Below are 18,210 nucleotides of genomic sequence, written 5' to 3' on the forward strand. Positions count from 1 at the left end.
GCCGGCACCCGAACCCACGTCGCGCGCACCGTCCGGCTCGCATGGCCTCAACGCATGAGGTCCGAGACGATCCCGATGGCCTCAAGCACAATGGCCGTATCGCGGGCGACCCGGTAGACCTCGTTGTCGTAGCGGACATAGCCTTGGCCGGGCAGCAGTGTCGGCAGGCGCCAATGGTCGTAATCGGTGATCCACCGGTAGCCGCTGGGGAGTTGCTCCCCCTTGCGATAGATCTTCTTGTACTGTCCCGGGGGCATGCCGCCGGGTTTCTCGGCCAGGCCCGGAGGTGTTCCGGCCGACTTGCCGGGCGGAACCTTGTAGATCTTGTCGGCCTTCTTGCTATCGGCCATCCCCGGCGCCGTCGACGCAGCCAGGGCAATGGAAACAACAAGCATCAGAGCGCCTTTTGCAGTCATGGTCGTTCTCCTTTCGAACTTGTGATTCCACATTCTCCAAGTGGATGTCGTCTCCGGATGGAGCTCAGGTTACTCTTCCTTCAACAATCGTTGGGACGCCGGCACGAGGTAATACCCGGCGCCCCAACGTTCCTGAATATCGGATGAGCCAGTGCCAACCGATTCAGAAATTTCTCTCTATGTTTCAAACCACTCTATCATGACGGCCGCATTTTAACCGCGAGCGGCTTCGAAGGCGGCAAGAAGTGGCTGATCCGGGTTGCCGATGCAGGACTCGACAACGGCATCGGTCGCTTCCGTCAGGGCCTCCGTGTCGAATGTCATTTCGTTCATCTTCCCGCTCATGAACCCGTGCATGAAGACAAGTACGAAATCGCGTTCCTCGCCACCTCGCATCAGCAGGTCACGACAGGTGAACTCTCCCACCTGCCAGATGCCGTCTCCGTCGGCGTCCTGCGCAATGGCGCTGGCCCCGGAGACACACAGGAGCGCGGCCGCGATCGTGCCCGCGAGATATCTGGTTTTCATGGTCCATCCTTTCCGGCTGGTGCCAGCGTGCCGTGATCACTTGTAGATCACGCCGCTCAGGCATCCGTGGTAGTACTTGTTGTAGAGATTGTTGCGGTTTACGGCGCCAGCCGTTCCGCCAACGACAGCACCAATGGTTGCGCCTTTCTGGCGGGAACTCAATTTGCCATCAGCGATATGACCTATGGCTGTGCCGGCCGTCGCGCCGGCGACCGCCCCGCCGACCACGCCACCGGATTTTCGGTTGGCGCGATCGCGCGCGTAGGCATCGCAATATTGCGGGGTGAACTGCGTGTTCTGCGCATCGGCAGGCAATGGGGTCATCGGGCCCGCGAGGCAAAGAAGCGCCGCAGGGATGGCCGCAGGCAACCTGGAAAAGACTGACATCGCCGGTTTCTCCTCTCCTTCTGTTTGCTTCAGTTCAGGGCATCCTTGACCGCGAGGTCGACGGCTCCGGCAAGCAGGGCGTCTGGATCGGCTTCGCAGGCTTCCTCCAGCGCCTCGACGAACTTGTCCTTGAGCCCGTCGCGCTCGGCCTCGTCGGGAACCGCCTCCTCGACGTTGATTTCCCGGTTGAAGAGCGAGACTTCTGCCATCAGGCGGACAATCTCGGCGACCTTTTCCTCGTCCTCGCCATAGTTGGCGAGCACGCTCTCGCAGCTGTGGTGCATGTAGGGCATGGCCTCATCCAGGATGCGGTCCATTTCCTCGTCGGCAAATGCCGGGCTGCAGAGTGCCATCGCACAACCGGCAGCGATAAAGACTGTTCTTGCAGATAGAGGCATTCTGGCCCTCCCTCGGCTCATGTCTCGAAAAATTGGTTCTGTTCGCGGATATCACTTCGTGTATCCGGCGATCGCGCCCACGACGGCGCCTGCAGAGGCACCCTTGCTGCCGCCGACGAGATACCCGACACCGGTTCCAACAAGGGCACCGGTCATGGTGTTATGCGCGCGCTTGCGGTCGGCCTCTGCTGGTCCGGACAAGGTCAGGCCAGCCAGTGCGGCCACCATCAGGATCGCTATGAGCTTCTTGTAAGGACTTGCCATTATTTCCTCCGTTTTCTGTTGACGATTGGGTTCTGCGCCGCGGTCAGGACGCGGGCGTCACCCAGATTGGCGATGTGTAGGCGCGTTCCTGGTGGGTGGGCTCGATGCCTTCCGGCAGGTCGATGCCGAAGAACACGGCGTCGTAGGTCGTCCAGCGCGGGGTCGGGATTTCCAGCACGCGGACGTAGAAGAAGGCGCGCTGGCTGGGGTCGAAGTCCGGGTCTACCCAGAAGGCCTCTAGGAACGGATCGCCGATGGCGTTGGAATAGGTGGCGGTCGCCACGTCCACCGTGTTGCCCACGGCTCCCGCGCAGGCGCCGTCCACGATGGCGCGCTCATCCGCGCAGGCCACGTCGTAGACGCGCTCCTGCGTTTCCCCGTTGCCATCGAGCCAGCCCTTGATCACCTGAACGCGGTCGAGGTTGGCGGCGTCGGGGTCGCGCAAGGCGCGGATCAGGAGCTTGGGAGCCTCCGTCAGTCCGGAGAGATCGCCGCCCATCGGCACACCGTTCTCATAGGCATATGCGGCGAAGTCAGAGCGGTCGAGGTCGTCGGCGCTGAAGTCGGTGCCGGCGAAGACGCGCACGCGCAGGCGTGTCCCGGTGGTCGCGAAGACCTCCTTGCGCGCGAAGGCGTCCCAGATGGCCTCGCGGGTATTCTCGCGCGCCCAAACCGCGGCGAGGCCTGAGGCGAGCCCTTGGGCATGGATGATGTCATCGGACGGATCGTCGGGCGTGGCGCGTCCGGTGATCTGCTCCTCGAAGCGCACAGGATCGGCCGTCGGCTCGACCAACGAGACCTTGCCGAAGAAGTTGTCCTCGGTCGTTGTCGCGAGCCCCGTGTGAGAATCCGTCGACCCGATCATGCCGAACTTGAACGGGTTTGTGCCGAGTTCTTCCGCGTAGGCCAATCCCCGCTTCAGGGCTTCGCGGGCGTATTCGCGCGGCAGCATCTCGGGCGTCTTGAGTTCGGGGCCGAAGCTGCCGACATCCCACGTTCCGTAATCGGCGAAGGCGTCATCGGAGGACAACATCGGATGCGCCTCTCCGTCGCCCTTGATCTGGGTAACCTCGATCACCGGCTCCCACCGCATCCGGCGCTCTGCATAGGCGGCGTCAAGCGGCTCCCCTGAGCGCGTCACATCGTCGAACATCAGACCGTTGGACAGGTTGCCGTTATGCGGGATGGCAAGAATCTGCCCGCCCGTCTCCTCCTGGTATCGCTCCATCCAAGCCCAGAGGTCTTCAGGGTCTTCGCTGTCGTAGGAACTGAAGGGGACGACCTGGTCGGCCTGCTCCTTGCCATCGCGCATCATGACAACGCGGTGCAGGTTGTTGCCTTGCGGACCGGCCGTCCACTCGTAGCCGATAACGGCCGAGAAGGTGCCGGGAGCGTTGTGCCGGTCGGCGGCCTCGGTCATGCGCTGCCACATCGTTTCCTGCAAGGACGTGGCCGCAAGGGGGTCGCCTTCATCTCCAAAGGCGAAGGCGCTGGCCCAATACAAATAAGCCTCGGCAACGGCCTCGTGCGTTCTCGGGGCAAAGACGTCAAAAAGTCCGCGACCCCAGTCATTGGCCAGAACCTCTGCGTTCTCTTCGTCGAGCGCGATGGAGAGCCCGAGATTCTCCGCATGGTCGGCGACCACGAGGAAGTCGAGCGGCCGTTGCAACCGCGCCTCGATGCCGTTCGAAGACGTCACCGTCTCGCCCTTGGCGAAGCGGTAGGCGTCGTCTGGAGTCGTCGCCGCACCGGTGTGAGACCGGCATCTGCAGAATAGGCCGTGTGCAGATGCGTGTCGCCGAACAGGACCTGGTCGGGATAGTCATGCGAGGATGTAGGGCGAATACTCCGCGTCCGTGCCGAGGGCCATGCCCACGAGTTCCTGAGCGGTCACGCCCTGGCAGACCAAGAGAGCGGTTCCCGATAGTAGAACTGCTTTGATGGTAGCGCGTTTCATGTTTTGTTCCCTCCGAAGTATTTGTTCCTTTTGGACACCAGAATTTTAAGGTGTAGCGGTGCGCTGGCTCAGAACCTGAATGTCGCCCCAAGCAGCGGACCGCTTTGCGTCACATCGAAGACGATGCCATCTTCCTCGTAGTCGACGGCGAGGTAGCGCCAGGCGAATGTCAGCCCGAACCGCTCGTTGACCTCGTAGGTGGCGCCGGCCATCAGGCCCCACTCAAGGTCGGCGCCGAGGCCAATCCCACCGATCTCCGCGCTTCCGAACAGGTTCCAGCGATCCGAAGCCGCATATTGACCGGCGATACCGATCAGCGGATCGACCCAGCTGGCATCGCTGGATTTCTTGATCTTTCCCAGGCCCGTTGCCGTCTGCGTCTTCACGGTGATCTCGTTTTCGAGCCACCAGGCTCGGGCGCCGATATAGACATCGAGGTTGGAAACGTTGTTTCCCGCCACTGTGCGGCCGGCGGCGAGCGCCAGATTTGACGTGCGGCTCTCGACCTCGATGCTGTCCACGATCGGGCCGCCAACACTCTCGCTCGATGTCGTCTGCACTGCAGAACCATCGAAGAACAAAACCCATGGGCCGTTGCGCGCACTGGCGAAGAGAAACAGTCCGTAGTCAAGATCTTCGACTATGTCGCCGAACGACAGAGAGACTTTCTCCGAGGGAAGCCCCGGCAATGTTCCGAGGTCTCCTTCGAGTCCCGCGAGCCACGCATAGGGAGAAACTGTGAATTCCCACTGAGACTGGGCAACTGCTTGAGTTGCAAGCAGAAATGCAGCCGTCGCGGCTCCAGCAAGGCGTGCGACACATTGACGTTCGGCCATCTCACACACTCCAAGCATTTGATTTTCTACAAGTAATAGTGTAGCACGGCTGGAGGGATCACTTTGCGACAAAGCAGATGTTATGCACACGCCGCTTCAAAATACCCGGGCGTGGATGCCTGTCATCCGTGCCTCTGACGAGCTGTTTTCGCCACGAGTGGTCGAGCGTGCCCTGAAGTCGGTTGATCTCAGCCGCCGCATAATTGAGGGCCCCCCAATCTTCATTCCCTACGCCCTTGTGGCGGCATTCGCAGAAAACGTCGCGCGTCAGACTGGCGAACGGCATTTTGGCCCGCTTGTAACGGCCCGATACGGGTATGAAGGGCTGGATCTCTACGGAAAATACGTTCTCGGCGCTCCGCGTTTGGACATGGCGCTTGTTCGCGGAATACGTGCGTTCAGGTTTCTGCAAACAGGGTCTCACGCAGCCCTGCAAGATGCTGGGGAGTTCGTTGTCTTGCAGTTCGAGTCCGGCATCAATTCGGTCGTCGGAGCGGGCCATGTCGACGAAGGCGTTGTTGTGCTACTTGTCGATCTGGTCCGCCATTTTGCGGGGTCGCACTGGCAGCCAGAATGGATCGAGATTCCCTCGGCATTCTCCAATGACCCGACTCTCGAAACCATCTTCGGAGTGCCGATCCGCTGGGGAGCCGCACTTCCCGGCATCGCTATCCGAAAGGACAGTCTTCAGACTCCCAATCTAAACCCAGCGGAGGCAACGTCGGCGACGTTATACGGGGATCTGAAGGCAATGATCCAAACCCGCCCTCCCAAAACAATGGCCGCGCTTGTGCAGGACGTCATGGTCTTGCTTGCTGCGAAAGGCGAGGTTTCGGAGGACGCAGTTGCTTCGTGGCTTGGTCTTGGCACCCGCACCCTGCAGAGGCGCCTTGCTTCGGAAGGCAGCAGTTTCCGCGAAGTCCTGGCATCCTTCCAGGTGGAGCGGGCTTCGGCTCTGCTTCTGGAAACGGACCATTCCGTCCGAGAGATCGCCTCGGCCCTGGGGTATCGGGAGGTGAAGAGCTTCCGCCGGGCTTTCCGAAAATGGACGGGGAAAACACCGACCGAATTTGCCGCCATGGGACCGATTGCTCTATTGGCTTGATCCCGAATTTTCGACTTGCACGGCAATCCCGTCCGGCAGACCCGACCGCGGCAACGAAGCCCGTGACAAGGGTTGCTCAGCGCCAGGTCCCGCGCCAACATGTAACGGAAGATGTTCCGCTCGGAGGGCGGACAAGTGAAACCCGGCGAATGAAGACTGATCGGTGCCCGGCTGGCAGGCCTTTCCAAGCCGGCCCCGGGTAGATCCGTTGGCCGGAAAGAGTGGAACCAATGGCTGGCTCAAAACAGCAATGCTCTTCTCCCGGTAAGGTTGCGGCCGCCCTGGTCGCATCCTTGCTTGCTCTCGCGGGATGCACCCAGGTGCCGTTCGACGCGCCGCGCGCGGATAGCCGGGCAACGGATTTTCAGCCGCCTGATCGCCGGGGATACCCATTGGCGGCGACGCTCGCCCGAAATCTCGGAAAATCGGCAATCTTGCCGCTGGTTGATGGCAACGATGCCCTTGGCGCCCGGCTCGCCATGATCGAGACCGCGGAACATTCTGTCGATCTGCAGTATTTTCTCATCAAGCCGGACCACGCCGGCGCCCTGGTCGCCGCCACCCTGCTGGACGCCGCGGATCGTGGGGTGCGCGTCCGGTTCCTTCTCGATGACGCACTGACCACCGCCGACGACAGCCAGATCGCCCGGCTCGACGTCCATCCCAATATCGAGATCCGGTTGCTCAACCCGCTGTCCCGGAAAAGCCCGACATTCTGGAACTACCTTGTCGATTTCGACCGCGTGAACCGACGAATGCACAACAAGTCGATGAGCGCCGACGGGACGATCTCGATCCTCGGTGGACGCAACATAGCCGACGAGTATTACCGCATCGGTTCGGCATCGGAATTCGCCGATTTCGACGTGCTGCTGGCAGGACCGGTCGTCGCGGATATCGGCCGCCAGTTCGACCTGTACTGGAACGATCCACTCGCGGTTCCGCTTCGCGCGTTGATGGCGCAGAGGGGCCGGACCCCGGAACAGTCGGCGTCGAAATCCGACCTTGAGGCTCGCTATGCAGAGGCTCTCAACGGCTATTATCGGCGCGCTGTCGACTCGGTTTATCTGAACGACGTACGCCAGGGCCGAATTCGGCCGCATATCGCCAGGATCGGCCTGACGACGGACGATCCAGAGAAGCTCAAGGTGCCGGTGTCGCAAGGCGACCGCAGGGTTGCCATGGAATTGCTGGATTGCATGAACCGCGCGACGTCGGAGGTCATCCTCCTGACGCCTTATTTCGTACCTCAGGACTGGGGCGAGAAATTCTTTTCGGATCTTGCCAGACGCGGCGTTCGGGTCCGGATCCTCACCAATTCGCTGGCCTCGAACAATCACCCATACGTTCACGGCGGCTACATGCACCGCCGTCGTGACCTTCTGCAGGCCGGTGTCGAACTCTACGAGATCCGCGCCGACGCGCCTGAGGTCACGGGGCAGATTCCGGAAGGCAGCGGCCTGACGATGACCATGCATACCAAGCTCGCGGTGATCGACGGCCGGGACATATTCGTCGGTTCGCTGAATTTCGACCCGCGTTCGATCAAGATCAACACCGAGTTGGGCGTGTTCCTTTCCGATCCGGCTGCTGGCGGAAACCTTAAGGAGGCGCTCGAGGGCATCCTGCCGGAAATCGCCTGGAAACTCGGGCTCGACGGAAAGGGGGATATCACTTGGACCTATTCGCATGGAGGCAGGAGCGAACAGCGAATTGCCGATCCCGACGCCAGTGGCTGGGCGAAAATCCAGGCCGCGATCGCACGCATGCTGCCTGTCGAAGGCCTGCTGTGAGGGATTGCTTCCGCCCTCCATGGTCACGGCGAATGGCCGTTGCCTCACTTCCCAATTGGTATCTCTTGATCGTCCGTCCAGGCGTCGTTCAAGGCCGGCGCGGCGGCGGTGCTCCGCCCCAACGCGCTTAAGCTCTGAGGATCAGCCCATGTAGCGAGGATCGCCGGTGGCCCAGGCGACGCCGTCGCCTCGGTCCATGGTCTCGATCCGGGCCATGTCGGCCTCGTCGATCTCGAAACCGAAAAGATCGATGTTCTGGCGCATGCGCTCGGGGTTCAGGCTCTTGGGCAACACCGCAAAACCCTTCTGGACAGCCCAACGCAGCAGAACCTGTGCCTCGGTCACGCCGTACTTGTCGGCCATTTCCTTGAAGGGTGACGCGGCATCGGTGCCAGCGGCCAGCATTTCAGCGGTCTTGGCGCTGTCCTGCCCGGGCTCGGCGCGCCAGGTCGAGAGCGGTACGAGCGAGCTGTAGGCGATCGGCGCAATGCCGTTCTCGGCCATGTAGGCAAGGAGGTCCGGCTTCTGCGTCCACGGGTGCAGTTCGATCTGGTTGAAATCCGGTAGCGGCAGTCCAGCGGCGCGGATTTCCTCGATATGGGCTTCGGTGAAGTTGCTGACTCCGATGGCACGTGCCTTGCCCTGCGCCTTCAGATCGACCAGTGCGCGCCATTCGTTCACGCGTTCCGCGCCGCCCGAGGGCGCGTGGATAAGGTACAGATCAACATAATCCAGCCCCAACGCCCTCAACGATTCCCCAAATGCGCCGATCGTCTCGTCGTAACCCTTCGGCGCGTCGCCCCAGGCGGGGTTGCCGGGCCAGAGCTTGGTGGTCACGAAGATGTCCTCGCGATCGAGACCGGCCGCTGTGATGCCCTTGCGTATCCCTTCGCCGACGCCAGCTTCGTTTCGGTAGGCGGCTGCGGTGTCGATGTGGCGATAACCTGCGGCGATGGCTTCGGCGACCGCCGCGGGAGCGTCGGTATCAGCGATGAGATACGTACCGAATCCGACCATGGGCAGGTTCATTACGGTCGTCGTCTTGGGTGTGGAATGACTGGTCACGAGGCTGTCTCCTGCTTGCCGCCCGGGCATTGGGCCGGTGTTGACTGATAGTAAAAGCCTAGACGCCCGGATAGCGGGTTACTTGCCATATCGTCTCTGCTACTTGCCAATTCGTCTAGATGTTAGAACTTTTTGCAAGGTTTACGATGGAAGCTGCTATGCAGAATCCAACGAAGAAGATCGGAGGCTGCATGAAAAAGGAACTCATTCAGGCTGCGCAAGACCTTATCGCGCCCGCTTCGGCCGATGGCGTGACGGCTCTGGGGGTCGGTGAGGCGCTCCTGCTTCGGCGCAGCCATCCTTCCGCCATCGAGGGATCGCTTTACCGGCCGCTGGTCTGCCTGATCCTGCAGGGGGCGAAGGACGTTCAGGCCGGCGCCTTGTCCGTGCATTGCCCGGCAGGTCACGCGATCATCGTCAGCCACGACCTGCCGGTTCTGTCGCGCATCACCGAAGCGTCGCCGAACGCGCCCTACATCGCCTTCGTGCTGCCCATCGACCTTGGCATCTTGCGGGGCTTCTACGACCAGACGCCGGACTTTGCCGATGGCAACGAACCGGCAGGGGCGATCGTCAGTAACCCCGCAGATCCTGAACTGATTTGCGCGGTTCATCGTTTTCTTGCGATGATCCGTGACGACCACGCGGCGCCGCTGCTGGGGCCGATCCTGTTGCGCGAGATTCATGCACGCCTTCTGCTGTCGCCGCATGGCGCGATCCTGAGACGCTTTCTCCGCCGCGACGATCCGTCGAACCACCTCGCGCGGGCGATCGGATCGATCCGCGGCTCGATCGATCAACCGCTGTCGGTCGCCGCTCTGGCCGAGCGCGCCGGAATGAGCAAGTCGTCCTTCCACGTGCATTTCAAAGCTGTGACCGGGCTGACCCCGGGGCAGTACCAGAAGGATATTCGCCTCTTGGAAGCGCGTCGCCTTATCGTGGAAAGTGATCAGGCCGTTTCGTCCGTCGCCTTCGACGTCGGATACGAGAGTCCGGCCCAATTCAGCCGGGACTATGCCCGCAAGTTCGGCCGGCCACCGCGCGAAGATCGCAAGATCGAGCGGCTGGCATTGGAAGCTTCTGCCGCTGTGGGCACATAGCGGAAAATGCCTTGTCAAAGCGTATCCGGCGGAGCGGGGCAGGGTGGCTGTCCGGACCGGATCTCCTCTGTCCGGCACCACCTATCAAGGCGCGACACCATCGATCTGGCGTGGTGCTGAAGCCTGCAAAAAACAATAGCGGAGCGTGCTTGCCATGGCGTCGTTCGCCGAACCTCACCAGTTCCCCGGAGTCCTTGGTCAGTTCCCGCTCAGCAGATGGGGCAGGAAGAGAGACAGGCCCGGCAGCACCAGCAACAGGCCGATCCGGAGGATTTCCACCCCGAAGAAGGGCATGACGACGAGGATCATCGCGAGGCTGTCCATGAAACAACCGAGGATGATGAAGATGCCGAGGATGATGACCAGGATCAACTACGGATCGAGTCCGGATTCGGTGGCGAAGGCCGCCATGGCCGCAGGCAGACCGGTGCGGGCAAAGAAACCCTTGAGCACCTCGGCACCGAAGAGGATGAAGAAGATCATGCCCGTGGTGACGGCGGTTTCCAGGATCGATGGCCTTGAGCCTGGTCAGGTCGAGCCCCTCGCTGCCGGACTTCCAACGCAGGAAGAACCCTTAGATCAGGATGATCGTGGCTCCGACGCCCGCTGCCGTCGTGGGTGTAGAGAAGCCCATACCCAACCCGAGGATGATCGAGCCGAAGATCAGGATTACCGGCAGAAGGCGGGAATAGGCCTCGCGCTTCTGTTCGAGGCTGAGGTCGGAGGTATTTGGTGCCAGGACCGGGTTACGCCGCACCAGCAATGCGATCAACCCGATGAAGAAGGCCACGGCGATCTGGCCGGGAATGATGGCGGCCTGGAACATCTCGATGATCGAGGCTTCGCCGGCCACGGAGCAGTTGGTCATCTCCTGCAGCTTGTAGGGTGGCGTGATCTCGAAGGGTACCAGCGCCCCCGTCGACCGTGCCCTTGGCCATAGCGTGCGGTAGGTCCGGAGCCGGCATGCCCACTGGCTCCGCGTCCCAGGCCTCGATTAGCCCGCCGCCCGTACGGGAGGGCGCGCGCAGCTTCAGCCCCTGCAGGTCGTCCAGTCCGATCACGCAATCTCCAACGTTGTGGATCGCGTTGCCGGAATGCGCAAAGATCAGGAGCGGGTGCACATCCGCGTAATCCTCGGCGATCAGGTCGAAATTCTCGGTGATCGCTGCGTGGTGGCGGCGGCGGAGTTCTGGTGCACGGTCGGCAGCCCGAATGCTTCCGAGCGCGGGAAGACGCCGAGCGTGTAACCGGTGATCGTCAGCACTTCGTCGGCAGATTGCGCGCTCGTGGTGACGCCAAGCAGCGCAAGCCCTGCGACGGCGGTTCTGAATGCCTTCGTTTTCCTTTTGTCTTCCCTGTCGAACTGTTGTCGGCACGCGCAGGCCGGGGCGCCCGGCTCATGGTTTCGAGCGGCGGTGCCCGTGTTTTCGGGTGAGCGCGTCCAGAACGCGGTCTGCCCGCTCCCCCATATCTTCCGTGCCGGGCCGCAACGCCTGCTCCCCGATCTGCTGCTGCCAATTGGCCGTGGCTTGGGCCATGCGGCCGGGCAGACCCAGCTGTTCGACCATGGTGCAGGATTCGCGCATCTCCGCCGCGCGCCTGCGGCCATGCACCATCATCCGTTCGAGGCTGCGCTGCATCGTGACAGCCCAGTCCATGCCCGGATGGCTCTCTTTGAGCGTGTCAATGACGCGTTCCTCGACACCCAGCGTCCGTCCGGCAAGCAGGCATTCGGCGGAAAGCGCCTCCATGCCCTTGATCATGATGGAGCGGACGAGCTTGATCGCCGCCGCGTCGCCGACTTTCGGGCCAAGCGCCTTTGCCTGCATGTCGAGCCTGTACATAATCTCCAGAGCCTGCTCGGCACGCGGACCACTTACCAGAACCGGTGTTTGGTGAAGCCGCGGGTGAACGGGCGCCATTACGGCGACATCGATGTATTGCGCTCCGGCGCCGTCGATCAGTTCTGCGGACGCCTGCTTGGTTTGCGGCGCGCAGGAATTGCAGTCGAAATAGAAGCCCCCCGGACGAAGGCCGGGGAGAACGCTCCGCGCGGCTTGTTCGGCCTGGTCGGCCGTCACGAAGGAGAATACAGCGTCAGCCCCGGCAACCGCCTCTGGCGCTGAGCCGGCGCAGTTCACGCCATGCCGCTCACAGGCGTCTAGGATCTCCTCCCGCTCCGGACCTGCCCCGTCCGTCTTGATATCGAAGGTGGTCAGGGCGAGGCTTTCCCTGCCTTCCCAGCCGCTCACGAAGGCCCGCGCGGCCTCTCCGAAGCCGATAAGGGCGACGGCGAGGGGCAGGCTCTGGCGGTTGTCGGAGGCGGGCATGGTTCACGTCCTGGTTCGGTGTCGGTTGCCTTGTCGCTACCACCGTCGCCGGATGGAACGGAAATTGATTGCTCACTAACTGTATTCAATAATGATATACTGGACTTCTAATCGAAACGTTTTCGCGCCGCTGTTGCCAGCAAGTCCAAAAGCAGGGATTGCGTGGCCGTGGGTTGCCAGTCCTTTCGGGTCGAGAGGCCGATCGTTCGGCTGGCCGCTTTGAGTTCGACGTTCAACTGGCTTAGAAGGCCTTGTTCCATTTCCAGCCGGACTTGGTGCGGCGAGAGAATCGTCAACCTGTCGCTGCCCATCAATAGCCCGCGCAGGACGATCTGGGACGAGGTTTCCACGATCCTGCTTGGCGCTGCGATGCCCGCTTCCGAAAACAGGGATTCGAACAATACCCGGGTTGGAACGCCTTCCGGCGGGGTCACCCACGCATAGGTGGCCAGGTCCCGGATGGTGACGGTCTCTTGCTCCGATAGCGGGTGCCCGCTGCGCGCGAGGATCGCCAGCGCATCGTCGAAAAGCGGCGCCTGTTCCACGTCGTCGGCCGGAACCGGATCGCGCAGGGCGCCGATCAGCAGATCGAACTGGCCATGGCGTAATCCGTGCAGAAGATCCGCGTAGGGTCCGTCGATCACGCGCACCCGAATTTCCGGACGAAGCCGCGTTAGATCATTGATTGCTTTTGGCAAAACGTAGGATCGGGCGAGCGGCATCGTGCCAATGACCACTTCGGCGCTGTCATGGCCCAGCCATGCGTTGATCTCGTCGATCCCCTGTTTGAGCTCGGCATAGGCCAGTCGCGTCGATAGCGCGAGCGCCTGCGCAGCGGGGGTCAACTCGATTCCCTGGGCTGTTTTTTCGTAGAGCGGGACGCCGGAAATCCGCTCGAGGTCCCGCGCTGTCCGATAGAGCGCGGGCTGGGCAATGCCGACTTGCCGCGCCGCCCAGGAGAAGTTTCCTGAATCCTCCACCGCCAGAAGTGCCCGTAATTGAGCGCTGGTCAGGAGGTGATCGAAATGCTGGAAACCGCCCGACCGCTTTCGGCCGCCGGCCCGGCCGCAGCGCTCCGCGCCCTGCCGAAGGTGGTCTTGCACTCGCGCCACCCGGTCGCGAAATCCCTCGCCAGGCTCGGTGAGGAAAATGCCGCCTCGGTTCCGAAAGAAGAGTGCGGCGCCAAGTGTCTTTTCCAGCTTTGCCAGTGCCTGGGTGATCGCGGGCTGCGACAGGTGAACCTCCGAAGCCGCTGCGGAAATGCTGCCCGCCCGCGCCGTTTCAAGGAAGGCGCGCAGGTGGCGGAGATTGAGTTTGTATATGTCCAAAGGGGATGGTCCATGCGTGGTTGGGGTGCTTATACCCAAAAATTATAAAGGTGCCAACGGTTTGAAATGGCCACATGACGTGAGCGCGTTCTAGGAACAAGCTCAGAAAAGAAGAACGCTGCCCCGGAGGACCAAGATGAGCAATCCAAAAACCGCATTGGTGATTTCCGCCCACGCCGCCGATTTCGTCTGGCGCTGTGGCGGTGCAATCGCGCTGCACCAGAAGCTCGGTTACGAGGTAACCGTTGCCTGCCTGTCCTTTGGCGAGCGCGGCGAGAGCGCGCGGCTCTGGAAAGAAGGGAAGTCGCTCGATGAGGTGAAGGCGATACGCCGCAAGGAATCGGAAAACGCCGCTGTTGCGCTCGACGTGCATGACATCCAGTTTCTCGACCTGGGCGACTACCCTCTGGACCTTGGCGAGGAGGCCCAGGCGCGCGTTGTCGATATCATCCGCGCCGTGCAGCCGCGTTTCATGCTGAGCCACTCGCAATACGACCCTTACAACACCGATCACATGCGCACGACGGAGTTCGTGTTGACCTGCCGCATGATCGCACAGGCCTGGGGCCACAATCCGGGCGAGAAGGTGCTCGGCGCGCCGCAGCTCTACCTGTTCGAACCGCACCAGACCGAGCAGATGGGCTGGAAGCCGGACACCTTCCTCGACATCACCGAGGTCTGGGACAAGAAACGCGCTGCCATTGAGTGCATGGAGGGCCAGCATCACCTGTGGGATTTCTACACCAACGTGGCCGAGAACCGTGGCAACCATTTCCGCCGCAACTCCGGCGGACAGGCCGGAGGACGGGCGGCGAAATATGCCGAAGGCTTCCAGTCGGTCTTTCCGCGCACCGTGGATGAACTTTGAACGGGTCGCAGGCAGGGGGAGAAACAGAATGAATGTCGTCGTCCAGACTATTGACCGCGCCGATCAGGCCATTATCGACGGGCTTGCCGCGCTTGGCGTTTCGACCATACACGAAGCGCAGGGGCGCAAGGGGCTGCTGGCCGATCACATGCGCCCGATCTATTCCGGCGCCAGGATCGCCGGGTCGGCGGTGACGATCTCTGCTCCGCCTTGCGACAACTGGATGGTCCATGTCGCCATCGAGCAACTTCAGGCGGGCGACATCCTGTTGCTGGCCCCGACCTCGCCCTCCAATGCCGGCTATTTCGGAGACCTGCTGGCGACCTCCGCCATGGCGCATGGCTGTCGGGGGCTGGTGATCGATGCAGGTGTCCGCGATGTCCGCGAGTTGACGGAGATGGGCTTTCCGGTCTGGTCCAAGGCGATCTTCGCCCAGGGCACGGTCAAGGAGACGCTCGGCTCGGTCAATGTGCCGGTCGTCTGCGCCGGCGCTTTGGTCAATCCGGGCGATGTGGTCATCGCCGATGATGATGGCGTCTGCGTGGTTCGCCGCGAAGAGGCCGCCGAAGTGCTGGAGAAAGCGCGCGCACGGGAGGCCAACGAGGCAGCCAAGCGTAAAAGGTTCGAGGCCGGCGAGCTTGGGCTCGATATCTACAAGATGCGTGAGCGGCTGGCCGAGAAGGGCTTGAAATATGTCTGATGGCGGATCGGGGGCGCTGTCCCCGACCCCCGGGAGGTATTCTGACCAAGAACAAGGAGTGCGTGCAGGTGACTGAGGGCATTCGATGCATGTGGATTCGTGGCGGCACGTCGAAGGGCGGTTATTTCCTCGCATCCGACTTGCCCACCGACACGGGCGAGCGGGACGCGATCCTGCTGGGCATAATGGGTTCGCCCGACCCCCGGCAGATCGACGGTATGGGCGGCGCGGACCCGCTGACATCCAAGGTTGCCGTGGTGGCGCCGTCCGATCGCGACGGGGTGGATGTCGACTATCTTTTCCTGCAGGTCTTCGTTGACCGGCCCATCGTCACGGATGCGCAGAACTGCGGCAATATTCTCGCCGGTGTCGGCCCCTTCGCAATCGAACGCGGGCTGGTCGCGGCGCGGGATGGCGAGACGCCGGTGACCATCTACATGGAGAATACCGGGCAGGTTGCGGTTGCCAGGGTGCAGACGCCCGGGCGGCGCGTGGGTTATGCGGGCTACTCCTCCATTGATGGCGTGCCGGGAAGCGCAGCCGCCGTTCCGCTGGAGTTCAAGGATACGGCCGGTTCGAGCTGTGGTGCGTTGCTGCCCACTGGCAATGTCGTGGACATGGTCGAGGGCGTCGAGGTCACGATGATCGACAACGGCATGCCCTGCGTGGTGCTGCGGGCTTCGGACATGGGTATCTCCGGGACGGAGACACCGGAAGAGCTGGAGGCCGACAGCGCGCTGACCGCCAGGTTGGAACAGATCCGGCTGGCCTGCGGGCCAATGATGAATCTGGGCGACGTAGCCGAGAAATCGGTTCCGAAGATGACCATGGTCAGCACGGCCCGCCAGGGTGGGGCGATCTGCACGCGCACCTTCATTCCGCATCGCTGTCACAAGACGATCGGGGTGCTGGGTGCCGTGAGCGTTGCAACTGCCTGCCTGCTCGAAGGTTCCCCGGCTTATACGCTTGCGCAGCGCGGCACGGGCAAGGAGCGTGCGCTGGCTATCGAACATCCGACCGGCGAGATGACCGTCGTGGCAGAGCTGGATGCGCAAGGCGCCGTCAAGAGCGCCGCCATCCTGCGCACGGCCCGAAAGCTGATGGATGGGGTCGTCTTTCCTCGTTGAGCGACCTGCCAGAACGCCAGGCAAACCTGATGAACAAGGTCGAATTCCGAGTAGAGCCGGAACCCAATGTGGAAGACACCATGACCGATCCCTGCAATGACGTCGCGCATCTGGGCCATGTCGAAATCCTGACCGACAAGTTCGAGGAAAGCGTCGATTTCTTTTCCCGTGTTTCGGTCTGACGCTGTAGGGGCAGGACGGGACCAGCGGCTATTTGCGGGCCTGGGACGATTACGAGCACCACTCGCTGAAACTTGCGCGCTCCGGCACGACCGGTGTGGCGCATATCGGCTATCGCACCGGTTCGCCCGAAGCGCTGGAGCGGCGCGTCACCGCGATTGAGGCGAGCGGTTACAAGACCCATGGCTGGATCGATGGCGATCTTGGCCATGGCAGCGCTTTCCGCTTCGAGGATCCGTTCGGCCATGTCTTCGAGCTCTATTGGGAGACGCGGAAAAATACCCCTTCCGCCGAGGACAGCCCGGCGCTGAAGAATAATGCCAGCCGCTTCCACGGCCGCGGCGCTTGCCCGCGACGGCTGGACCACCTGAACCTGCTTTCCGAAGACGTCACCGAGTTTCGCCGGTTCATAACCACCTGTCTCGGCTCTCGCGTCACCGAGTATTTCCAGCTCGACAATGGCCGTCTGGGAGGGTGCTGGTTCACGGTCAACAACAAGACCTATGACCTCGCCTGTACCGAAGAGCATGGCGGTGGCAATGGCCGGCTGCTCCACGTCACCCATGCCACCGATCAGCGCGAGGATATCCTGCGCGTTGCCGACATTTTCCTTGAGAATGGCGTATTCATCGAGACCGCTCCGCACAAGCGCGCGATCCAGAACACGTTTTTCCTCTATGTATGGGAGCCAGTAGGCAACCGGGTGGAACTGGCCAATGCCGGCGCGCAGTTGATCCTCGACCCGGATTGGGAGCCGGTCTGCTGGACCGAGTCCGACCGGAAGAAGGGGCAGGCCTGGGGCCTCAAGACGATCGAAAGCTTCCATACGCACGGCACGCCGCCGGTTGGGTGAGGCCGTGTGGCCGCGCCCTGCGTTCAGGGTTGCGCGCAGGCAAGCAGGATCTGCTGACGCAGCCAAGCATGCGGTTCATCCGCGTCGAAGCGCTTGTGCCAGATCAGTTGGTTTGCGATTGGTGCGACCTCAAGCGGAACCGGAACGATTACGAGGTCGAAACGGCGGGCGAAGTATTCCGCCGTTCGGTGGGTGAAGACCCCGACGAGGTTCGATTGCTGCAACAATTCCGGCACGATGGTGAAGCTGGTCATCGTGGCGGCGATGGCGCGTTGCAGGCCGTGGCGCGCAAGGATCGTGTCGAAAACCGCGCGGCGCCCGCCGGAGGAACTGACCACGAGATGCGGATAATCCAGGACCTCCTGCAATTCGGGCCGGGGACCACGAGCGAGCAACGGATGGGCCGAGCGACACAGGCAGACGAACTGGTCCTCGAACGCGAATTGTTGGTTCAGGTGGCCCGGCACATTGTCGAACCAGCCGATGGCCACGTCGATCTCCTCCTGTTCGATCATCCGGATCGCGTAGGCCCGGTCCGTCGCTCGAAGCGTTACCGAGATGCCGGGCGCGCGTTTGCGCATGTTTTCCAGCAGCGGCAGGAAGACCGGCAGGCTGAACCGGTCCGGCGCGCCCAGCATGAAGCGCGCCTCGGCGGTCGCGGGGTCGAAGGCACGCTCGCGTTCGATGCAGCCGGTGGAAAGCCGGATGATCTCGGCCACTTGCGGCGCAAGCTCCTGCGCGCGCGGCGTCGGGGTCAGCCCCTCGGGGGTGCGCACCAGCAAGGGGTCGTCGAAATGATCGCGCAGGCGTTTGAGGGAATTTGAGATTGCCGATTGTGTCCGTCCCAGCCGCTCGCCGGTCCGGGTGACATTTCGTTCTTCGAGCAAGGTGTGAAGCACTAGGAAGAGGTTCAAATCGAAGGTCTGCAGCATGGCGGCCTCGGCATCACTCAGAATGATTTTGATGATTTCTACT

24 protein-coding genes and 1 pseudogene are annotated in these 18,210 nt (G+C 62.2%); 9 read left to right on the plus strand and 16 right to left on the minus strand.

Features of this window, described 5'->3' with window-relative positions; all coding sequences use genetic code 11:
- Positions 1 to 47 precede the first annotated feature (47 nt).
- The 9 genes from BLR85_RS10770 to BLR85_RS10800 form a co-directional block, all read right to left on the minus strand.
- Positions 48 to 416: a hypothetical protein gene (locus BLR85_RS10770; RefSeq protein ID WP_093155317.1), complete on the minus strand. Its 369-nt coding sequence runs from the start codon at positions 414 to 416 to the stop codon at positions 48 to 50.
- A 213-nt stretch (positions 417 to 629) separates the two neighbouring features.
- Positions 630 to 944, minus strand: coding sequence for an HdeA/HdeB family chaperone (locus BLR85_RS10775; protein ID WP_093155320.1), 315 nt, complete (start codon positions 942 to 944; stop codon positions 630 to 632).
- A 36-nt stretch (positions 945 to 980) separates the two neighbouring features.
- Positions 981 to 1,331 carry a YMGG-like glycine zipper-containing protein gene (locus BLR85_RS10780; protein WP_093155323.1) on the minus strand — a complete coding sequence of 117 codons (351 nt, stop codon included), beginning with the start codon at positions 1,329 to 1,331 and terminating at the stop codon, positions 981 to 983.
- A 29-nt stretch (positions 1,332 to 1,360) separates the two neighbouring features.
- Complete coding sequence (locus tag BLR85_RS10785) at positions 1,361 to 1,684, minus strand: YmgD family protein (protein ID WP_093155325.1); 324 nt, start codon at positions 1,682 to 1,684, stop codon at positions 1,361 to 1,363.
- Positions 1,685 to 1,780: 96 nt separating this feature from the next.
- The gene (locus BLR85_RS10790) at positions 1,781 to 1,993 is read right to left on the minus strand and encodes a YMGG-like glycine zipper-containing protein (RefSeq protein ID WP_093155328.1); all 213 of its coding nucleotides are present in this window, start codon (positions 1,991 to 1,993) and stop codon (positions 1,781 to 1,783) included.
- Positions 1,994 to 2,036: 43 nt separating this feature from the next.
- Positions 2,037 to 3,692: a DUF3604 domain-containing protein gene (locus BLR85_RS10795; protein WP_244520691.1), complete on the minus strand. Its 1,656-nt coding sequence runs from the start codon at positions 3,690 to 3,692 to the stop codon at positions 2,037 to 2,039.
- Positions 3,689 to 3,838, minus strand: a complete 150-nt coding sequence (locus BLR85_RS30360) for a DUF3604 domain-containing protein (protein ID WP_342028783.1) — start codon at positions 3,836 to 3,838, stop codon at positions 3,689 to 3,691. Before BLR85_RS30360 ends, BLR85_RS10795 begins: the two co-directional genes overlap by 4 nt.
- On the minus strand, positions 3,816 to 3,950 hold the full coding sequence (locus BLR85_RS30235; protein ID WP_280138476.1) for a hypothetical protein: 135 nt from the start codon (positions 3,948 to 3,950) through the stop codon (positions 3,816 to 3,818). The genes BLR85_RS30360 and BLR85_RS30235 overlap by 23 nt, the downstream gene beginning before the upstream one ends.
- A gap of 68 nt (positions 3,951 to 4,018) precedes the next feature.
- Complete coding sequence (locus BLR85_RS10800; RefSeq protein WP_139188361.1) at positions 4,019 to 4,786, minus strand: porin family protein; 768 nt, start codon at positions 4,784 to 4,786, stop codon at positions 4,019 to 4,021.
- An 82-nt stretch (positions 4,787 to 4,868) separates the two neighbouring features.
- Here BLR85_RS10800 and BLR85_RS10805 point away from each other — a divergent pair, with 82 nt between their 5' ends.
- Both BLR85_RS10805 and BLR85_RS10810 read left to right on the plus strand, forming a co-directional pair.
- A complete protein-coding gene (locus BLR85_RS10805; protein ID WP_093155334.1) occupies positions 4,869 to 5,891 on the plus strand; it encodes a helix-turn-helix domain-containing protein in 1,023 nt (340 codons plus the stop codon).
- A gap of 392 nt (positions 5,892 to 6,283) precedes the next feature.
- Positions 6,284 to 7,684, plus strand: a complete 1,401-nt coding sequence (locus tag BLR85_RS10810; protein ID WP_170844529.1) for a phospholipase D family protein — start codon at positions 6,284 to 6,286, stop codon at positions 7,682 to 7,684.
- A 141-nt stretch (positions 7,685 to 7,825) separates the two neighbouring features.
- Here the strand turns inward: BLR85_RS10810 and BLR85_RS10815 are convergent, their stop codons facing one another.
- Positions 7,826 to 8,749 carry an aldo/keto reductase gene (locus BLR85_RS10815; protein WP_244520692.1) on the minus strand — a complete coding sequence of 308 codons (924 nt, stop codon included), beginning with the start codon at positions 8,747 to 8,749 and terminating at the stop codon, positions 7,826 to 7,828.
- A gap of 191 nt (positions 8,750 to 8,940) precedes the next feature.
- On the opposite strand from BLR85_RS10815, the gene BLR85_RS10820 reads away from it, so the two are divergent.
- A complete protein-coding gene (locus BLR85_RS10820) occupies positions 8,941 to 9,849 on the plus strand; it encodes an AraC family transcriptional regulator (protein WP_170844530.1) in 909 nt (302 codons plus the stop codon).
- A gap of 198 nt (positions 9,850 to 10,047) precedes the next feature.
- Here the strand turns inward: BLR85_RS10820 and BLR85_RS29100 are convergent, their stop codons facing one another.
- The 3 genes and pseudogenes from BLR85_RS29100 to BLR85_RS30455 all read right to left on the minus strand — a co-directional run.
- Positions 10,048 to 10,221, minus strand: a complete 174-nt coding sequence (locus BLR85_RS29100) for a hypothetical protein (protein ID WP_170844531.1) — start codon at positions 10,219 to 10,221, stop codon at positions 10,048 to 10,050.
- A 202-nt stretch (positions 10,222 to 10,423) separates the two neighbouring features.
- Positions 10,424 to 10,717 carry a TRAP transporter large permease subunit gene (locus BLR85_RS10825; RefSeq protein ID WP_093155346.1) on the minus strand — a complete coding sequence of 98 codons (294 nt, stop codon included), beginning with the start codon at positions 10,715 to 10,717 and terminating at the stop codon, positions 10,424 to 10,426.
- Between the two features lie 103 nt (positions 10,718 to 10,820).
- Positions 10,821 to 10,970: pseudogene (locus BLR85_RS30455) on the minus strand (C4-dicarboxylate ABC transporter substrate-binding protein); the annotation flags it as partial.
- Here BLR85_RS30455 and BLR85_RS29840 point away from each other — a divergent pair.
- Positions 10,944 to 11,096 (plus strand): hypothetical protein, encoded by a 153-nt coding sequence (locus BLR85_RS29840; RefSeq protein WP_244520693.1) that lies wholly within the window; start codon positions 10,944 to 10,946, stop codon positions 11,094 to 11,096. The pseudogene BLR85_RS30455 and the gene BLR85_RS29840 overlap by 27 nt on opposite strands.
- Before the next feature lie 150 nt (positions 11,097 to 11,246).
- Here BLR85_RS29840 and BLR85_RS10830 read toward each other — a convergent pair whose 3' ends face one another.
- Both BLR85_RS10830 and BLR85_RS10835 read right to left on the minus strand, forming a co-directional pair.
- Positions 11,247 to 12,179 (minus strand): NAD(P)-dependent oxidoreductase, encoded by a 933-nt coding sequence (locus tag BLR85_RS10830; protein WP_093155348.1) that lies wholly within the window; start codon positions 12,177 to 12,179, stop codon positions 11,247 to 11,249.
- A 107-nt stretch (positions 12,180 to 12,286) separates the two neighbouring features.
- A complete protein-coding gene (locus BLR85_RS10835; RefSeq protein WP_212635065.1) occupies positions 12,287 to 13,507 on the minus strand; it encodes a LysR family transcriptional regulator in 1,221 nt (406 codons plus the stop codon).
- A gap of 136 nt (positions 13,508 to 13,643) precedes the next feature.
- On the opposite strand from BLR85_RS10835, the gene BLR85_RS10840 reads away from it, so the two are divergent.
- The 5 genes from BLR85_RS10840 (at position 13,644) to BLR85_RS10855 (ending at position 17,235) form a co-directional block, all read left to right on the plus strand.
- Positions 13,644 to 14,375 carry a PIG-L deacetylase family protein gene (locus BLR85_RS10840; RefSeq protein ID WP_093155351.1) on the plus strand — a complete coding sequence of 244 codons (732 nt, stop codon included), beginning with the start codon at positions 13,644 to 13,646 and terminating at the stop codon, positions 14,373 to 14,375.
- 28 nt (positions 14,376 to 14,403) lie between these two features.
- Positions 14,404 to 15,075 carry a 4-carboxy-4-hydroxy-2-oxoadipate aldolase/oxaloacetate decarboxylase gene (locus BLR85_RS10845; RefSeq protein ID WP_093155354.1) on the plus strand — a complete coding sequence of 224 codons (672 nt, stop codon included), beginning with the start codon at positions 14,404 to 14,406 and terminating at the stop codon, positions 15,073 to 15,075.
- Between the two features lie 68 nt (positions 15,076 to 15,143).
- A complete protein-coding gene (locus BLR85_RS10850) occupies positions 15,144 to 16,202 on the plus strand; it encodes a 4-oxalomesaconate tautomerase (RefSeq protein ID WP_093155446.1) in 1,059 nt (352 codons plus the stop codon).
- A gap of 29 nt (positions 16,203 to 16,231) precedes the next feature.
- Positions 16,232 to 16,384: a VOC family protein gene (locus BLR85_RS29845; protein ID WP_244520694.1), complete on the plus strand. Its 153-nt coding sequence runs from the start codon at positions 16,232 to 16,234 to the stop codon at positions 16,382 to 16,384.
- A gap of 32 nt (positions 16,385 to 16,416) precedes the next feature.
- On the plus strand, positions 16,417 to 17,235 hold the full coding sequence (locus tag BLR85_RS10855) for a VOC family protein (protein WP_244520695.1): 819 nt from the start codon (positions 16,417 to 16,419) through the stop codon (positions 17,233 to 17,235).
- 23 nt (positions 17,236 to 17,258) lie between these two features.
- Here BLR85_RS10855 and BLR85_RS10860 read toward each other — a convergent pair whose 3' ends face one another.
- A complete protein-coding gene (locus BLR85_RS10860) occupies positions 17,259 to 18,167 on the minus strand; it encodes a LysR family transcriptional regulator (protein WP_170844534.1) in 909 nt (302 codons plus the stop codon).
- Between the last annotated feature and the right edge of the window lie 43 nt (positions 18,168 to 18,210).

Origin of the sequence: Aliiruegeria lutimaris, from assembly GCF_900099935.1 — a bacterium.
GTDB classification, from domain to species: Bacteria; Pseudomonadota; Alphaproteobacteria; order Rhodobacterales; family Rhodobacteraceae; genus Tropicimonas; species Tropicimonas lutimaris.